11 protein-coding genes are annotated in these 17,594 nt (G+C 64.4%); 10 read left to right on the top strand and 1 reads right to left on the bottom strand.

What is annotated here, in order from left to right; translation table 11 throughout:
- Positions 1 to 112: 112 nt before the first annotated feature.
- Positions 113 to 1,381 carry a malic enzyme-like NAD(P)-binding protein gene (locus CAG44_RS01020; protein ID WP_024087853.1) on the top strand — a complete coding sequence of 423 codons (1,269 nt, stop codon included), beginning with the start codon at positions 113 to 115 and terminating at the stop codon, positions 1,379 to 1,381.
- 189 nt (positions 1,382 to 1,570) lie between these two features.
- Here the strand turns inward: CAG44_RS01020 and CAG44_RS01010 are convergent, their stop codons facing one another.
- Positions 1,571 to 4,021, bottom strand: coding sequence for a penicillin-binding protein 1A (locus CAG44_RS01010; RefSeq protein WP_371858030.1), 2,451 nt, complete (start codon positions 4,019 to 4,021; stop codon positions 1,571 to 1,573).
- A 207-nt stretch (positions 4,022 to 4,228) separates the two neighbouring features.
- Between CAG44_RS01010 and pilM the strand changes: the two genes are divergently transcribed.
- From pilM to CAG44_RS00960, 9 genes are all read left to right on the top strand, one after another.
- Positions 4,229 to 5,110 carry a type IV pilus biogenesis protein PilM gene (gene pilM, locus CAG44_RS01005; protein ID WP_085691426.1) on the top strand — a complete coding sequence of 294 codons (882 nt, stop codon included), beginning with the start codon at positions 4,229 to 4,231 and terminating at the stop codon, positions 5,108 to 5,110.
- The gene (locus CAG44_RS01000) at positions 5,107 to 5,643 is read left to right on the top strand and encodes a PilN domain-containing protein (protein ID WP_085587737.1); all 537 of its coding nucleotides are present in this window, start codon (positions 5,107 to 5,109) and stop codon (positions 5,641 to 5,643) included. The genes pilM and CAG44_RS01000 overlap by 4 nt, the downstream gene beginning before the upstream one ends.
- 11 nt (positions 5,644 to 5,654) lie before the next feature.
- Positions 5,655 to 6,656: a pilus assembly protein PilP gene (locus CAG44_RS00995; RefSeq protein WP_085587983.1), complete on the top strand. Its 1,002-nt coding sequence runs from the start codon at positions 5,655 to 5,657 to the stop codon at positions 6,654 to 6,656.
- On the top strand, positions 6,580 to 7,848 hold the full coding sequence (locus CAG44_RS00990) for a type IV pilus secretin PilQ (RefSeq protein ID WP_085691425.1): 1,269 nt from the start codon (positions 6,580 to 6,582) through the stop codon (positions 7,846 to 7,848). Before CAG44_RS00995 ends, CAG44_RS00990 begins: the two co-directional genes overlap by 77 nt.
- A gap of 4 nt (positions 7,849 to 7,852) precedes the next feature.
- A complete protein-coding gene (gene aroK, locus CAG44_RS00985; protein WP_085691424.1) occupies positions 7,853 to 8,371 on the top strand; it encodes a shikimate kinase AroK in 519 nt (172 codons plus the stop codon).
- 96 nt (positions 8,372 to 8,467) lie between these two features.
- Positions 8,468 to 9,565, top strand: coding sequence for a 3-dehydroquinate synthase (gene aroB / locus CAG44_RS00980; RefSeq protein ID WP_085587742.1), 1,098 nt, complete (start codon positions 8,468 to 8,470; stop codon positions 9,563 to 9,565).
- 15 nt (positions 9,566 to 9,580) lie between these two features.
- Entirely contained in the window at positions 9,581 to 11,215 is a 1,635-nt protein-coding gene (locus tag CAG44_RS00975) for an SPOR domain-containing protein (protein WP_075046643.1), read from the top strand.
- A 372-nt stretch (positions 11,216 to 11,587) separates the two neighbouring features.
- The gene (gene gltB, locus CAG44_RS00965; RefSeq protein ID WP_085691423.1) at positions 11,588 to 16,033 is read left to right on the top strand and encodes a glutamate synthase large subunit; all 4,446 of its coding nucleotides are present in this window, start codon (positions 11,588 to 11,590) and stop codon (positions 16,031 to 16,033) included.
- A 106-nt stretch (positions 16,034 to 16,139) separates the two neighbouring features.
- Positions 16,140 to 17,558 carry an FAD-dependent oxidoreductase gene (locus CAG44_RS00960; protein ID WP_013974599.1) on the top strand — a complete coding sequence of 473 codons (1,419 nt, stop codon included), beginning with the start codon at positions 16,140 to 16,142 and terminating at the stop codon, positions 17,556 to 17,558.
- The last annotated feature ends 36 nt before the right edge of the window (positions 17,559 to 17,594 follow it).

The following is a 17,594-nucleotide window of genomic DNA, read 5'->3' as shown; positions in this document are numbered from 1 at the left end:
TAAAGTCGTAGGCTAAAGGCCTTGACACAAGTGACCGACCAGTCTTGTGGCTCCCCGGCTCTTTGCGTATCCTCGGCGGTCCGTCAGAACAGTAAATAGCGGAATGCCCACCATGTCAGACCTGAAAACCGCCGCTCTCGAATATCACGCTCAACCTCGTCCGGGGAAACTGAGCGTCGAACTCTCCAAGCCCACCGCCACCGCCCGTGACCTCGCCCTGGCCTACAGCCCAGGTGTTGCTGAGCCCGTGCGTGAAATCGGCCGTGATCCAGAGCTGGCTTACAAATACACCGGCAAAGGCAACCTGGTTGCGGTGATTTCCGATGGCACCGCCATCCTCGGTCTGGGTGACCTCGGCCCACTGGCTTCCAAGCCGGTCATGGAAGGCAAGGGTGTTCTGTTCAAGCGTTTCGCCGGTATCGACGTGTTCGACATCGAAGTGGAATCGGAAAGCCCGCAGGCGTTCATCGACACCGTTCGCCGCATCTCGATCACCTTCGGTGGCATCAACCTCGAAGACATCAAGGCGCCTGAGTGCTTCGAAATCGAGCGCACCCTGATCGAACAGTGCGACATCCCGGTATTCCACGATGACCAGCACGGTACCGCCATCGTCACCGCGGCCGGCATGATCAACGCCCTGGAAATCGCCGGCAAGAAGCTGGAAGACGCCAAGATCGTCTGCCTGGGTGCCGGCGCTGCCGCCATCTCCTGCATGAAGCTGCTGGTGAGCATGGGTGCCAAGGTCGAGAACATCTACATGATCGACCGCAGCGGCGTGATCCACGCTGGCCGTGACGACCTGAACCAGTACAAGGCGCAGTTCGCCCACGCCACCGACAAGCGCACCCTGGCTGACGCCCTCGACGGTGCCGACGTGTTCGTAGGCCTGTCCGGCCCGAACCTGCTGAGCGCCGAAGGCCTGAAGTCGATGGCTGCCAACCCGATCGTGTTCGCCTGCTCGAACCCGGACCCGGAAATCTCGCCAGAGCTGGCGCACGCCACTCGCAGCGACGTGATCATGGCTACCGGTCGTTCCGACTACCCGAACCAGGTCAACAACGTACTGGGCTTCCCGTTCATCTTCCGTGGTGCCCTGGACGTTCGCGCCAAGCGCATCAACGAAGAAATGAAGATCGCCGCCGCCATCGCCCTGAAAGACCTGGCCAAGCTGCCAGTGCCGAAGGAAGTGTGCGACGCCTACGGCGTACAGGCTCTGGAATTTGGCCGTGAGTACATCATTCCGAAGCCGCTGGACGCTCGCCTGATCACCGTCGTTTCCGACGCTGTGGCCAAGGCCGCCATCGAATCCGGCGTGGCTACCCTGCCGTATCCGAAGCACTACCCGCTGACCAGCGTGGATGACGTGTTCAAAGGCTGATTGCTGCCTGGCGACACAAAAAAGCCCCGGCTCGTATGAGCCGGGGCTTTTTGTTTGCCGGTGGGGTTGGCGCGGCCTTTGTGGGAGCGGGCGTGCCCGCGAAGAATCCAACGCGGAGGCTGGCACCGGCTACGCCGGTGTTCGCGGGCATGCCCGCTCCCACAGGGTCGGTGTTGCCTTCGAGGGCTCTTAGAACAGATCCATCGGCGCCGCTTCATCCGCCGGCAACGGGCTGCCCGGTGCTGCGCCAGTGCCCAGTTCGTCCACCGACGGCGGCGAGTCTTCGGCCTTGAACAGCTCGAAGTAGGCATTCGGTGTGCTCGGCGAAGCGGCACGGCCGCTGACCGGGTCGACGCGCAGGCTGAGGATGCCTTCCGGCTCTGCCGGCGCATGCGCAGGCTTGTCCTTGAGCGCCGCGCCCATGAAGCTCATCCAGATCGGCAGTGCCGCGGTGCCGCCGTACTCGCGGCGACCAAGGGTTTCGGGCTGGTCGAAACCGACCCACACGGTGGTCACGTAGTCGGCGTTGTAGCCGGAGAACCAGGCGTCCTTGGACTCGTTGGTGGTACCGGTCTTGCCTGCCAGGTCGGTGCGGCCCAGGGCCAGCGCCCGGCGGCCGGTACCGCGCTTGATCACGTCCTGCAGCATGCTGGTGAGGATGTAGGTGGTGCGCCCGTCGATGATCTGCTCGGCCACGGCCGGCGCCTGCGGTGCAGGCGCCACCTGGCTGAAGGCTGCGGGTGCCTCGCCCGGCATGGCGGCGGTGCTGATCGGCTGTTCGGGCGCGGCCACACCTGCCTGGTCCTCGGCACCTTGCGGTACCCGGGCCGGGTTGGCGGTGAACAACGTCTCGCCGCTGCGGCTTTCGATGCGATCGATCAGGTACGGGGTGATCTTGTAGCCGCCGTTGGCGAAAGTACTCCAGCCTGTGGCGATTTCCATCGGGGTCAGGGTGGCGGTGCCCAGTGCCAGCGACAGGTTGCGCGGCAGGTCCTGCTTGTTGAAGCCGAACTTGGCGATGTAGTCGATGGTGCGGTCCACGCCCATGGCCTGCAGCAGGCGGATCGACACCAGGTTGCGCGACTTGTACAGCGCTTCGCGCATGCGGATCGGGCCAAGGAAGGTGTTGGTGTCGTTCTTCGGTCGCCAGACCTTGTCCAGATACTCGTCGACGAACACGATCGGTGCGTCGTTGACCAGGCTGGATGCGGTGTAGCCACTGTCCAGGGCGGCGCTGTAGATGAACGGTTTGAAGCTCGAGCCCGGCTGCCGCTTGGCCTGCATGGCACGGTTGTAGTTGCTCTGCTCGAACGAGAAACCGCCGACCAGGGCGCGGATGGCGCCGTTGTAAGGGTCGAGGGTGACCAGCGCACTCTGCGCGCCAGGTACCTGGCTGAACTTGAACTTGCCATCTTCCAGGCGCTGCAGGCGCACCAGGTCGCCGACCTGGGCCACGTCTGCCGGCGACTGCGGCGCACGGCCCTGGGAGTTGCTATTGATGAACGGGCGGGCCCATTTCATGGTGTCCCAGGCCACCAGCTCTTCCTGGCCGCTGCGGGTCAGCACCTTGAGGCCGGTTTTTTCGACCTGGGTGACGATGGCCGGCTCCAGGCCGCCAAGGCTGCGCTGCTTGCCCAGTTCCTGCAGCCAGGCCGCCTGGGTGCGGCCCGGGAAGCGTGCTTCGGGGCCGCGGTAGCCGTGGCGCTCGTCGTAGTCGGAGAGGCCGTTGAGGATGGCCTTGTTGGCCATTTCCTGCATGTCGCTGGGCACCGTGGTGGTGACGCGGAAGCCTTCGGTGTAGGCGTCGCTGCCGTAGCGGCCGACCATTTCGGCGCGGGCCATTTCGGCGATGTAAGGTGCATTCACTTCAGGCGTGGGCACGTGGTAGCTGGCGTTGAGCGGCTCGGCCAGGGCTGCCTGGTAGCTGGCTTCGTCGATCTTGCCCAGCTTGTACATGCGGCCGAGGATCCAGTCGCGGCGCTCCTTGGCGCGCACCGGGTTGGCCAGCGGGTTGAAGCGCGAGGGTGCCTTGGGCAGGCCGGCGATCATCGCCATCTGCGCCAGGCTCACGTCGCGGATCGACTTGCCGTAGTACACCTGCGCGGCGGCATCGATACCGTAGGCGCGGTTGCCCAGGTAGATCTTGTTCACGTACAGCTCGAGGATCTCGTCCTTGGTCAGCTCGCGCTCGATCTGCAGGGCCAGCAGAATCTCGTTGGTCTTGCGCGAGAAGCTGCGCTCGCTGGTGAGGAAGAAGTTCTTCGCCACCTGCATGGTGATGGTACTGCCGCCGGTCTGGATATGGCCGGTTTTCACCAGCTGGGTCGCGGCGCGCATCAGGCTGCTGGGGTCGACACCATAGTGGTTGAGGAAATTGTCGTCCTCGGCCGACAGAAGCGCCTGGATGAATTGTGGGGGAATTTCCGCGAAGCGGATCGGCGAGCGGCGCATTTCGCCGAACTCGGCAATCAGCTTGCCGTCGCTGCTGTACACCCTGAGGGGGATCTGCAACTGGATGCTTCTGAGCGACTCGACCGAGGGCAGGCTGGGGCTAAGATACAGAAACGCACCGCTCACACCGAGTACGAGCGCGCAAATGACTGCGACGGAAGACCACCAGAAGAACTTCAGCAGACGTATCAAGGCTTTTCGGTGTCCAGGTTGGGAGTGGATTGCACGCAGGTCCGGCGGACCAAAAAACGCTGGGCATTATAAGCATTTTTTCGCCTCTCCGGGTTACCGGCCAGGCTGCCCGTCGCCTCGATGGGCCGGCGCGGCCTAGTGTTGACGCGGGGTTGGGGCAGGTAGCCGCGACAGATGGCGGCGACAGACAACAAGGATGCCACGATGCTAGGACGCTTCGGCAAGGATGCCGGTTCACTCGTGGGGGTGGAAATTGCCCCCGACTCCGTTCGGATTGTGCAACTGCAGCGGCGTAACCGGCGCTGCCGGGTGCTTGCCTCGGTACAAGAGCCGTTCGAATCACCGGCTGGCAGTGACTGGGCGGCAGAGCCTGGTGCCGTGGCGGCTGCCTTGAGGCGCGCCTACCGACGCAGCGGCCTCAGGCAGCGCCGGGTCGCGCTGGCACTGCCGGGCAACCAGGTGATCTGCAAGCTGTGCCACCTGCCAGTGGAACAGGGCGGGGCAGAAATGGAGGCGCAGCTGCTGGCTGACGCCGAACGGCTGTTTCCATTTCCGCTGGAAGACCTGGCCCTGGATTTTCAGGTCCTGGGAGGCTCTAGCGTTCAGCCAGGCTGCGCCGAGGTGATGGTGGCTGCGTGTCGACAGAGTGCACTGGCGCCACTTGAGGGCATCGTCGAGGAGGCCGGGTTGCAACTGGAGGCCGTGGAGGTCGACAGCATTGCCTTGGGGCGCATGCTGCCGCTGGGCAGGCACCAAAGCTCGGCGCTGCTGCGCATCGAGGCCCAAAGCACCACCCTTCATGGCTGGCAGTCGGGTCGGCCTCAGCAACGGCGTGAGCTGAACCTGGGGCTGTCGACGATAGCGGGGGCGTTGCCGGAGCGCCTGCTGGCCTTGCTCGCCGGTGGGCCTTTGCCCGATTGCCTGTTGATCGCCAGCCGTTCTCCGATCGAACCGGGCCAGTTGCAGAGCCTCGGCTCCCGGTTGAACCTGCCGTGTCGCCTGGTATCCGAGCTGGCGCGCGTGGAACACGTCGATGGCGCGATGATCCTGGCGTGCGCCCTGGCTCTCGGAGGGTTGCGCCGATGATGCGGCTGAACCTTCTGCCCTGGCGCGAACGGCAACGCCAGGCTGCGTTGCGGTCTTTCCGCAGGCGACTGGTCGCCGGCGCGCTGCTGGCCCTGTGTGGCGTGACGCTGGTCGACCAGCTGGCCCGCCAGCGCGGGCAGCAGCAGGCGCTGGCCAATATCCGCCACCAGGCGGCCCTTGAGGTGTTGGGCGAACAATTGCAGCCGCTGGCCGATGTGCGTGCGCAGCATGAGGCGCTACTGGCACGTGCGGTGGCGCTGGAAGGCCTGCGTGCCAACCAGGATGTGCTGGCCGGGGTGTTCGCTGACCTCGAGCGGGCGCTGCCAGTGGGTGTGCAACTGCTCGACCTCAGCCTGGAAGACGGCAGCCTGCAGATGACCGGGCTGGCCACGTCCGGTGCCGTGGTCGCGCAGTTCATGCGGGACCTGAGCCGCTCGAGTGCGCTGGTTGGTCTGGAGCTCAAGCGCATCAGGAGCCTGCCGGGCGGCGATGAATTCCTGCTGGGTGCGCGCGTTTCGGCGTTCTGGTCGTGAATGCTGCACAGGTGCTCGGCTGGCTGGCCATGGCCGAGCGCTCCAGCCGCTTCAGGCAGCTGGCGCCAGTGCTGGTGGCCTTGGCGTTGTTCGGCCTGGGCTGCGCCATACGTCTCCCGGCAGCGCTGCAGCAGCATGCGCAGGAGGAGGCCCGGCACGCCGAGTTGCACGAACAGCATTCAGCCGGCGCGGTGCAGCTGGCCGAACTGGAGCAGCTCCAGGCGTCTGTGGCCATTGCCGAGCGACGCTTGCGGGAGGCGTACTGGCACCTGGCGGCCGGGGAGGGCATGAGCGACCTGCTCGAGCGCCTGGCAGCGTCGGGGCATGCGCATGGCTTGCTCATCGAGCGCTTCGATGTACATGAAGACGAACAACAGGCTGGCTTTCGCAAGGTACCGCTGGAGCTACAGGTGGTGGGGCAATACGCGGCCTTGCGCCAGTGGCTGGGCGACTGGTTGGGCCAGGCGCGTGTGCTGCGCAGCGGTGACCTGCAGCTGGCTGCAGCCGATGGCAAGCCTGGCCTGCTGCGCCTGCAGTTGCGGGTTGATGCCTATCAGGCGCTGGCGCCAGTGCCGGAGCCTGCGATGCTTGCGCGCATGCCGGCCAGGGGCGTGACGGCAGCGCCCCCGGTCGACCCGTTTGCGCCTGGGGCGACGCGATTGACGGGCAGCGGGTTGGCCGACGTGCCTTTGGCGCAACTGGAGATGGTCGGCAGCCTGTCGCGTGGGGCGGAACACGAAGCACTGCTGATGGCGGCCGGCAGGCTCTATCGCGTGCGCCCTGGGGACCGGGTCGGGCGTGACCAGGGGGTGGTGGCGAGGGTTGATCAAACCCAGGTCGAAGTGCGCGAACGGCTGTTCATGGCAGGGGTGTGGCATGAACGCACGGCGTTCATCACACTCGCAAAGCACCTGGGCAAGGAGGCCCCGGACGACGATGAAAACATTGATGAGATGGATGCTGGCAGCCCTGCTACCGGTCCCGCTGGCGTCGGCGACGCCTTATCAGGGTGAACCACTGTCGCTGAACTTCCAGGATGTGGAAGTGCGCTCGGTGCTGCAGGTGCTGGCTGACTATGCTGGCGTCAACCTGGTCGCCAGCGATGCCGTGCAGGGTAGCGTCACCTTGCGCTTGCAGGATGTGCCATGGGATCAGGCGCTGGACCTGGTGCTACGCAGCAAGGGCCTGGCCCGACGCCAGGAGGGCAATGTGCTGCTGGTGGCGCCTGCGGCCGAGTTTGCCGCGCAGTCTGTCGATGCCCGTGTGGGCCAGGCGCTGGATGCGCAGTTGCAGCCGTTGCGCCGGGAGCTGTTGCCCATCCATCACGCCAAGGCTGGCGAACTGGCGGAGCTGCTGCTGGCGAGCCTGGCGGATGACGGCATCCTCACCGGTCGGGGCAGCCTTAGTGTCGACGAGCGCACCAATACGCTGGTGGTACACCTGCCGGCCGACCGCCTTGCCGAGCTGAGGCAACTGGTGGCGCAGTTGGACGTACCGGTGCGCCAGGTGGCGATCGAGGCGCGTATCGTCGAGGCCAACGTCGATTACGAAAAAAGCCTGGGGGTGCGCTGGGGTGGGCCGCTTTACGTTGAAGACCCGCTGCCGGGCAAGGACCTGTTCGTCGACCTCGGGGTGGAGCGGGTGGGCGGCAGTATCGGCCTGGGCCTGCTGCGTGGCGACGTGCTGCTCGACCTGGAGCTCAGTGCCATGGAAAAGAGCGGCAACGGCGAAATCATCTCGCAGCCCAAGGTGGTCACGGCCGACAAGGAAACGGCCAGGATCCTCAAGGGTACCGAGGTGCCGTACCAGGAAACCAGCAAGAGCGGCGCTACCTCGGTAGCGTTCCGCGAAGCCTCGCTGTCGCTGGAGGTGACCCCGCAGATCACCCCGGACAACAAGGTGATCATGACCGTCAGGGTGACCAAGGACGAGCCGGATTACGTCAATGCCTTGAACAACGTACCGCCGATCCGCAAGAACGAGGTCAATGCCAAGGTTCGCGTGGTGGACGGTGAAACGATCGTGATTGGTGGCGTGTACTCGACTTCGCAAAACAATGTGGTCGACAAGGTGCCATTTTTCGGCGATCTGCCGTATGTTGGGCGGCTGTTTCGACGCGATGCATTACAAGAGAAAAAATCCGAGCTGCTGGTCTTCCTGACTCCGCGTATCATGAGTGACCAGGCGATTGCTGTGAGTCGTTGATTCTGTGCGAAATTTGATACTTGTGGGGCCCATGGGCGCTGGTAAAAGCACCATCGGACGCCTATTGGCCAAAGAGCTGCGCCTGCTGTTCAAGGATTCCGACAAGGAAATCGAACTGCGATGCGGCGCCAACATCCCGTGGATTTTCGACAAGGAAGGCGAGCCGGGTTTCCGTGACCGCGAGCAGGCGATGATCGCCGAGCTGTGCGCACTCGACGGCGTGGTCCTGGCGACCGGCGGTGGCGCGGTAATGCGCGAAGCCAACCGCCAGGCCCTGCACCAGGGTGGCCGGGTGATCTACCTGCATGCTTCGGTGGAACAGCAGGTTGGCCGCACCGCGCGTGATCGCAATCGCCCCCTGCTGCGCACCGGCAATCCCGAGGCGACCTTGCGCGCCCTGCTGGAAACCCGCGACCCGCTCTACCGCGAGATCGCCGACCTGGTGGTGGAAACCGACGAGCGGCCGCCACGCATGGTGGTGATCGATATTCTCGAGCGCTTGCAGCAGTTGCCGCCCCGTTAGCCCGGGACTATTCTCGGCCACCAGCGCCGAGGCGAGGTTCAACGTTACCGCGCGGGTGCCTGAACGGCGCCGCGCCCAAGTACATTGTGGGGATACATGCAGACACTAAAGGTCGACCTGGGCGAGCGTAGCTACCCGATCTACATTGGCGAAGGCCTGCTGGACCAGCCCGAGCTGCTGGCGCCGCACATCGCCGGGCGGCAGGTTGCCATCGTTTCCAACGAGACCGTCGCGCCCCTGTATCTCGAACGCCTGAGCAAGACCCTGGGTGCCTATTCGGTGCTGCCGGTGGTATTGCCCGATGGCGAAGCCCACAAGAACTGGGAAACCCTGCAACTGATCTTCGATGGCCTGCTGACTGCACGGCACGACCGCCGCACCACCGTGGTCGCCCTGGGGGGCGGCGTGATCGGTGACATGGCCGGCTTCGCTGCCGCCTGCTATCAGCGCGGCGTCGACTTCATCCAGGTGCCGACCACCTTGCTGTCCCAGGTCGACTCTTCGGTTGGCGGCAAGACCGGCATCAACCACCCGCTGGGCAAGAACATGGTCGGTGCGTTCTACCAGCCCAATGCGGTGCTGATCGATACCACCAGCCTCAAGACCCTGCCAGCGCGCGAGCTGTCCGCAGGCCTGGCCGAAGTGATCAAGTACGGCCTGATCTGCGACAAGCCGTTCCTCGCCTGGCTCGAGGACAATATGCAGGCGCTGCGTGCCCTCGACCCGGTGGCGTTGACCGAAGCCATCCGCCGCTCCTGTGCGGCAAAGGCCGCGGTGGTGGGTGCCGACGAGCGCGAATCTGGCGTACGCGCCACGCTGAACCTGGGGCATACCTTCGGGCATGCCATCGAGACCCACATGGGTTACGGCGTGTGGCTGCACGGCGAAGCCGTGGCGGCGGGCACGGTGATGGCCCTGGAGATGTCCATGCGCCTTGGCTGGATCGACCAGACCGAGCGCGATCGCGGAATCCGCCTGTTGCAGGACGCAGGTTTGCCGGTGGTGCCACCACAGGAAATGACCCCGGCGCATTTCATGGAGCACATGGCGGTCGACAAGAAGGTGCTCGACGGCCGTCTGCGTCTGGTGCTGCTGCGCCAGATGGGCGAGGCCGTGGTGACCGACGACTATCCGAAAGAGATTCTACAGGCCACGTTGTCGGCGGATTACCGCGCGATCGTGGCCCAGCTTTGAGGTTGTGACAGCGCAATGACCAGTTTGCATGCCGATGAGGCCTTTCTCGACCATTACCAGTTGAGCCACGATCCGTTCGCGCCCCGCGTGCCCGGCTTCAAGTTCTTCCCGGCCCAGCGCAAGCCCGTGCTCGGCCAACTGCACCACCTGGCGCGCTACAGCCAGCTGATGCTGGTTGTCACCGGCCCGCTGGGCAGCGGCAAGACCCTGCTGCGCCAGGCCCTGGTGGCCAGTACCAACAAGCAGGCGGTGCAGAGCGTGGTGGTGTCCGCCCGTGGCGCCAGCGATGCCGCCAGCGTACTCGGCCAGGTCGCGCAGAGCCTGGATGTGGCCGAAGCCGAAATGCAGGCGATCCTGGCCAAGGTGGTGCAACTGGCACTGACCGGCCAGGAAGTGTACTTGCTGGTGGACGATGCGGAACAACTCGACGAGTCGGCACTCCAAGCGTTGCTGGAATTGGCGGCGGGTGTGCCGGAAGGGCGCCCGCATGTGTTCCTGTTCGGTGAGCCGTCGCTGATTGCCGGGCTGGACGAGATCAATATCGAGGAAGAACGCTTCCACATCATCGAACTCGCCCCCTACAGTGAAGAAGAAACCCGCGAGTACCTGGAGCAGCGCCTGGAAGGTGCTGGCCGGGGCATCGAGGTGTTCAGCCGTGAACAGATCGTCGATATCCATGAAAACTCTGACGGCTGGCCTGGCAACATCAACCAGGTCGCCCGTGACACTTTGATCGAAGCCATGATCGCCAGCCGTTCGACGGCCAAGCGACCATCCATGGGGTTCAAGATGCCTAAAAAACATGTGCTCGCGCTGTCCGCTGTGGTTGTGGTCGCCGTTGCGGCCGCGGTGTTGATGCCGAAGAAAGGTGACAAGGCGCCTGCCGAAGCGCCGGCCGCCCAGGCCCAGTTGCCGCTTGGCGAGGGCCAGGCCAATGGTGGCAACCCAGCCATCGAGTTCTCGGGTTCGTCCCAGCCGATGCCGCTGCCGCTGGTTGGCCAGTCGCAACCGGTGATGCGCGAGCCGTTGGCCCAGGCCGCGGGCATGGGTGAGGGTGAAGAGGGCAGCCCGGCCGGTGATACCGCCCTGCAGCCAGGCAACCCGCCCCCAACCGTGACCACCATCGCACCGCCGCAAGGTGTGCCGGCGGGCCCGGCACCGGTACCTGCCCAGCCTGTAGCCACGGCGCCGGCCCAGCCGGTACAGCCGCAACCGCAGCCGGTTGCACCTGCACCAAAACCTGTCGCAACCCAGCCTGCCAAGCCGGTTGCGCCAGCCAAACCTGCACCAGCGCCGACCCAGGTCGCCGTGGCCAAGCCGGCCGCCAAACCTGTCGAGAAGCCGGCAGCCGGTGGCAGCGGCAACAGCGGCTGGTACGCCGGGCAGAAACCGGGCAATTACGTGGTGCAGATCCTGGGTACCAGCTCCGAGGCTTCGGCCCAGGCGTTCGTCAAGGCCCAGGGTGGCGACTATCGCTACTTCAAGAAAAACCTGCAGGGCAAGCCGCTGTACGTAGTCACTTATGGCAACTTCGCCAACCGCGACGCAGCGGTTGCGGCAATCAAGAACTTGCCAGCGAAGGTCCAGGCTGGTAAACCTTGGCCACGTACCGTCGCCAGCGTCCAACAAGAGCTGGCCTCGGCCCGCTGATACCTTCCGGGCGGCACCACCCCGCCGCCCAGTTGCTGAGCGATTACTGACTTTCGAATAGCCTGCTGCGTTGTCACGCGGCAGGCTTTTCTGTCCCAGACTGCCGGCCACAAGCCTTACTTGCAGTCATGGCTGAAACGCTTCAGACTCGAGCCAAGCCGCTATCACGGCGCATGGCGCAAAAACATTCAAAATTGCGACATAAATTTTCAATGGTGAGACATGAAAATTTGTGGGCATCGCTGTCGCTGTGCAACAATGGTTTTCCATGGCCACCGCAAAAAAGCTGGCGTTTGATCGGCGTGGATGGTAAGTGGTTGTTAAAAAAGAGATTTACCTCCGTTGAGAGGTGAACCTGGTGAGAATGTGTCTATGAAAACAGGTCTGTACCATCCCGAAGAATTCAAGGACAACTGTGGTTTTGGCCTGATCGCCCATATGACGGGCGAACCGAGCCACCACCTTCTGCAAACCGCCATGCAGGCACTGACCTGCATGACCCACCGCGGCGGTATCAACGCCGACGGCAAGACCGGTGACGGTTGCGGTCTGCTCATGCAGAAGCCCGATCAATTCCTGCGTGCCGTGGCCCAGGAGCACTTCGCTGCCGAGCTGCCCAAGCAGTACGCCGTCGGCATGGTGTTCTTCAACCAGGACCCGGTCAAAGCCGAAGCCGCCCGCGCCAACATGGACCGCGAAATCCTCGCTGCTGGCCTGAAGCTGGTCGGCTGGCGCAAGGTGCCGATCGATACCAGCGTGCTCGGCCGCCTGGCCCTTGAGCGCCTGCCGCAGATCGAGCAGGTGTTCATCGGCGGTGAAGGCCTGAGCGACCAGGAATTCGCCATCAAGCTGTTCAGTGCCCGTCGCCGTTCGTCCGTGGCCAACGCCCACGACGCCGACCACTACATCTGCAGCTTCTCGCACAAGACCATCATCTACAAAGGCCTGATGATGCCGCGCGATCTCGCGGCCTTCTACCCAGACCTGGGTGACGAGCGCCTGCAAACCGCGATCTGCGTGTTCCACCAGCGCTTCTCCACCAACACCCTGCCGAAATGGCCGCTGGCGCAGCCGTTCCGCTTCCTCGCCCACAACGGCGAGATCAACACCATCACCGGCAACCGCAACTGGGCCATGGCCCGTCGCACCAAGTTCGCCAACGACCTGATCCCCGACCTCGACGAGCTCGGCCCGCTGGTCAACCGCGTCGGTTCCGACTCCTCGAGCATGGACAACATGCTGGAGCTGATGGTCACTGGCGGCATCGACCTGTTCCGTGGCGTGCGCATGCTGGTACCGCCAGCCTGGCAGAACGTCGAGACCATGGACGCCGACCTGCGCGCCTTCTACGAATACAACTCCATGCACATGGAGCCGTGGGATGGCCCGGCCGGTATCGTAATGACCGAAGGCCGCCATGCGGTGTGCCTGCTCGACCGTAACGGCCTGCGCCCGGCGCGCTGGGTGACCACCAAGAACGGCTACATCACCCTGGCGTCGGAAATCGGCGTATGGGACTACAAGCCCGAGGACGTCATCGCCAAGGGCCGCGTCGGCCCGGGCCAGATCTTCGCCGTGGACACCGAAACCGGCCAGATCCTCGACACCGACGCCATCGACAACCGTCTGAAGTCGCGCCACCCGTACAAACGCTGGCTGCGTCAGCACGCCACGCGCATCCAGGCGACGCTGACCGATGACCAGGGCGTGGCCAGCTACGACGCTGACCAGCTCAAGCAGTACATGAAAATGTTCCAGGTCACCTTCGAAGAGCGTGACCAGGTGCTGCGCCCGCTCGGCGAGCAGGGCCAGGAAGCGGTCGGTTCGATGGGTGACGACACGCCAATGGCCGTGCTGTCGCAGCGCGTGCGTTCGCCGTACGACTTCTTCCGCCAGCAGTTCGCCCAGGTGACCAACCCGCCGATCGACCCGCTGCGCGAAGCGATCGTCATGTCCCTGGAAATCTGCCTGGGTGCCGAGCGCAACATCTTCCAGGAATCCCCGGAGCACGCTTCGCGGGTAATCCTCAGCTCGCCGGTCATCTCGCCCGCCAAGTGGCGTTCGCTGATGAACCTGGAGCGCGAAGGCTTCGACCGCCAGCTGATCGACCTCAACTATGAAGAGAGCGTCGGCCTGGAAGCGGCCATCCGCAACATCGCCGACCAGGCTGAAGAAGCCGTGCGCGCTGGCAAGACCCAGCTGGTGCTGAGCGACCGCTACATCGCCCCGGGCAAGCTGCCGGTGCACGCCTCGCTGGCCGTTGGTGCGGTGCACCACCGCCTGACCGAGCAGGGCCTGCGTTGCGACAGCAACATCCTGGTGGAAACTGCCACCGCCCGCGACCCGCACCACTTTGCCGTGCTGCTGGGCTTCGGTGCCTCGGCCATTTACCCGTACCTGGCCTATGAAGTGCTGGCTGACCTGATCCGTACTGGCGAAGTGCTGGGCGACCTGGACGAAGTCTTCAAGTACTACCGCAAGGGCATCTCCAAGGGCCTGCTGAAGATCCTGTCGAAGATGGGTATCTCCACCATCGCCTCGTACCGTGGCGCGCAGCTGTTCGAAGCCATCGGCCTCGCCGAGGAAGTGGTGGGCCTGAGCTTCAAGGGCGTTTCCAGCCGCATCAAGGGTGCGCGTTTCGCAGACCTGGAAAGCGACCAGAAGCTGCTGGCAGCCGAAGCCTGGAGCGCGCGCAAGCCGATCCAGCAAGGCGGCCTGCTGAAGTTCGTCCACGGTGGCGAATACCACGCCTACAACCCGGACGTGGTCAACACCCTGCAGGCCGCCGTGCAGCAGGGCGACTACGCCAAGTTCAAGGAATACACCACGCTGGTCGACCAGCGCCCGGTGTCGATGATCCGCGACCTGCTGAAGGTGAAAGTGGCCGACCAGCCACTGCCGCTGGAGCAGATCGAGCCGCTGGAGGCGATCCTCAAGCGCTTCGACTCCGCCGGTATCTCGCTGGGTGCTCTGTCGCCAGAGGCCCACGAAGCGCTGGCCGAGGCGATGAACCGCCTGGGCGCGCGTTCCAACTCTGGCGAGGGCGGTGAAGACCCGTCGCGCTACGGCACCATCAAGAGCTCGAAGATCAAGCAGGTGGCCACCGGCCGCTTTGGCGTGACCCCGGAGTACCTGGTCAACGCCGAAGTGCTGCAGATCAAGGTTGCCCAGGGCGCCAAGCCCGGTGAAGGCGGCCAGCTGCCAGGCGGCAAGGTCAACGGCCTGATCGCCAAGCTGCGTTACGCGGTACCGGGCGTGACCCTGATCTCGCCGCCGCCGCACCACGACATCTACTCGATCGAAGACCTGGCCCAGCTGATCTACGACCTCAAGCAGGTCAACCCGCAGGCCCTGGTTTCGGTCAAGCTGGTGGCAGAAGCTGGCGTCGGCACCATCGCCGCCGGTGTGGCCAAGGCCTATGCCGACCTGATCACCATCTCCGGCTACGACGGTGGTACCGGTGCTTCGCCGCTGACCTCGATCAAGTACGCCGGCGCCCCGTGGGAGCTGGGCCTGGCCGAGACCCACCAGACCCTGCGCGGCAACGACCTGCGCGGCAAGGTACGGGTACAGACCGACGGTGGCCTGAAGACCGGCCTGGACGTGATCAAGGCAGCCATCCTTGGCGCCGAAAGCTTCGGCTTCGGTACCGCGCCGATGATCGCCCTGGGCTGCAAGTACCTGCGCATCTGCCACCTGAACAACTGCGCCACCGGCGTGGCCACCCAGAACGACAAGCTGCGCAAGGACCACTACATCGGCACCGTCGACATGGTGATCAACTTCTTCACCTTCGTCGCCGAAGAAACCCGTGAGTGGCTGGCCAAGCTGGGCGTGCGCAGCCTCGGCGAGCTGATCGGCCGTACCGACCTGCTCGACGTGCTGCCAGGCGACACCGAACGCCAGCAGTACCTGGACCTGTCGCCGCTGCTGGGCAGCTCGCACATCCCGGCTGACAAGCCGCAGTTCTGCGAAGTCGACAAGAACCCGCCGTTCGACCAGGGCGAGCTGGCCGAGAAGATGGTGGAAATGGCCATGCCGGCCATCCGCGACCAGGCCGGTGGCGAGTTCAGCCTCGACATCTGCAACTGCGACCGCTCCATCGGTGCGCGCGTGTCGGGCGAAATCGCCCGCCTGCACGGCAACCAGGGCATGGCTGCGGCGCCGATCACCTTCCGCTTCAAGGGTACTGCGGGCCAGAGCTTCGGCGTGTGGAACGCCGGTGGCCTGAACCTGCACCTGGAAGGCGACGCCAACGACTACGTCGGCAAGGGCATGACCGGTGGCAAGGTCACCATCGTGCCGCCAGCCGGCAGCCCGTTCGAAACCCAGCACAGCGCCATCGTCGGCAACACCTGCCTGTACGGCGCCACCGGCGGCAAGCTGTTCGCCGCCGGTACTGCTGGCGAGCGCTTCGCTGTACGTAACTCCGGCGCCCACGCTGTTGTCGAGGGCACTGGCGATCACTGCTGTGAATACATGACCGGCGGCTTTGTCTGTGTGCTGGGCAAGACCGGTTACAACTTCGGTTCTGGCATGACTGGCGGCTTCGCCTACGTGCTCGACATGGACAATACCTTCGTCGACAAGCTCAACCATGAGCTGGTGGAAATCCAGCGTATCAGTGGTGAAGCGATGGAGGCCTACCGCAGCCACCTGGCGCGGGTCCTTGCCGAGTACGTGGAAGAGACCGGCAGCGAGTGGGGGCGTGAGCTCTCGGAGAACCTGGACGACTACGTGCGGCGCTTCTGGCTGGTCAAGCCGAAGGCAGCCAACCTGAAGCAACTGCTGTCCAGCACCCGTGCCAACCCGCAGTAACAACAGCTGCAAGTGACGGCCCCGTGCGCGGGGCCTGTCGTGCTCAAGTGATCGTCTTGCAGCTTGCAGCCTGAGGCTGGCAACTGCGGTAAAGAGGTTTTGAAAAATGGCTGAACGTCTGAACAACGACTTCCAGTTCATCGAAGTGGGCCGCAAGGACCCGAAGAAAAAGCTGCTGCGCCAGCGCAAGAAGGAGTTCGTGGAAATCTACGAGCCGTTCAAGCCGCAGCAGTCCGTGGAGCAGGCGCACCGCTGCCTGGGCTGCGGTAACCCCTATTGCGAATGGAAGTGCCCGGTACACAACTTCATCCCCAACTGGTTGAAGCTGGTTTCCGAAGGCAACATCCTGGCCGCGGCGGAACTGTCGCACCAGACCAACACCCTGCCGGAAGTGTGCGGCCGCGTATGCCCGCAGGACCGCCTGTGCGAGGGTGCCTGCACCCTGAACGACGGCTTCGGTGCGGTGACCATCGGCTCGGTGGAGAAGTACATCACCGACACCGCCTTCGCCATGGGCTGGCGCCCGGACATGTCCAAGGTCAAGCCAACCGGCAAGCGCGTCGCCATCATCGGTGCCGGCCCGGCCGGCCTGGGCTGTGCCGACGTGCTGGTACGTGCCGGCGTGACCCCGGTGGTATTCGACCGCAACCCGGAAATCGGCGGCCTGCTGACCTTCGGTATTCCCGAGTTCAAGCTGGAAAAGACCGTGCTCAGCAACCGCCGTGAAGTGTTCACCGGCATGGGCATCGAGTTCCGCCTGAACACCGAGGTGGGCAAGGACGTGACCATGGAGCAACTGCTCGCCGAATACGACGCAGTGTTCATGGGCATGGGTACCTACACCTACATGAAAGGCGGCTTCCCGGGCGAGGACCTGCCGGGCGTGCATGACGCGCTGGACTTCCTGATCGCCAACGTCAACCGCAACCTGGGCTTCGAGAAGTCGCCGGAAGACTTCGTCGACATGCAGGGCAAGAAGGTGGTGGTACTGGGCGGTGGTGACACCGCGATGGACTGCAACCGCACCTCGATCCGCCAGGGCGCCAAGTCGGTGACCTGCGCCTATCGCCGTGACGAGGCCAACATGCCGGGTTCGCGTCGTGAGGTGAAAAACGCCAAGGAAGAGGGCGTGAAGTTCCTCTACAACCGCCAGCCTATCGCCATTGTCGGCGAGGACAAGGTCGAAGGCGTGAAGGTGGTCGAGACTCGTCTCGGCGAGCCGGATGCCCGTGGCCGCCGCAGCCCGGAGCCGATCCCGGGGTCTGAAGAGATCCTGCCGGCCGATGCCGTGGTCATCGCCTTCGGCTTCCGCCCAAGCCCGGCGCCGTGGTTCGAGCAGCATGGCATCCAGCTGGATAGCCAGGGCCGCGTGGTGGCACCGGAGAAGGGCAAATTCAAGCACCAGACCAGCAACCCGAAAGTGTTTGCCGGTGGCGACATGGTGCGTGGGTCGGACCTGGTGGTGACGGCTATCTTCGAAGGGCGTACTGCTGCTGAAGGTATCCTGGACTACCTGGAAGTCTGAGGCTGCCTGTGCTGGCCTCATCGCCGGCAAGCCAGC

The sequence above is a fragment of the Pseudomonas sp. B13(2017) genome, from assembly GCF_002113245.1.
Classification (GTDB): domain Bacteria; phylum Pseudomonadota; class Gammaproteobacteria; order Pseudomonadales; family Pseudomonadaceae; genus Aquipseudomonas; species Aquipseudomonas putida_Z.
The sequence above is the reverse complement of the archived record's forward strand: the minus strand, read 5'-3'. Positions and strand labels throughout refer to the sequence as shown.

What these genes read in the sequence shown, in the direction of transcription:
- CAG44_RS01020 (WP_024087853.1), top strand. Translation starts at nt 113, where the DNA reads ATGTCAGACCTGAAAACCGCCGCTCTCGAATATCACGCTCAACCTCGT.
- pilM (WP_085691426.1), top strand. Translation starts at nt 4,229, where the DNA reads ATGCTAGGACGCTTCGGCAAGGATGCCGGTTCACTCGTGGGGGTGGAA.
- CAG44_RS01000 (WP_085587737.1), top strand. Translation starts at nt 5,107, where the DNA reads ATGATGCGGCTGAACCTTCTGCCCTGGCGCGAACGGCAACGCCAGGCT.
- CAG44_RS00990 (WP_085691425.1), top strand. Translation starts at nt 6,580, where the DNA reads ATGAAAACATTGATGAGATGGATGCTGGCAGCCCTGCTACCGGTCCCG.
- aroB (WP_085587742.1), top strand. Translation starts at nt 8,468, where the DNA reads ATGCAGACACTAAAGGTCGACCTGGGCGAGCGTAGCTACCCGATCTAC.
- CAG44_RS00975 (WP_075046643.1), top strand. Translation starts at nt 9,581, where the DNA reads ATGACCAGTTTGCATGCCGATGAGGCCTTTCTCGACCATTACCAGTTG.
- gltB (WP_085691423.1), top strand. Translation starts at nt 11,588, where the DNA reads ATGAAAACAGGTCTGTACCATCCCGAAGAATTCAAGGACAACTGTGGT.
- CAG44_RS00960 (WP_013974599.1), top strand. Translation starts at nt 16,140, where the DNA reads ATGGCTGAACGTCTGAACAACGACTTCCAGTTCATCGAAGTGGGCCGC.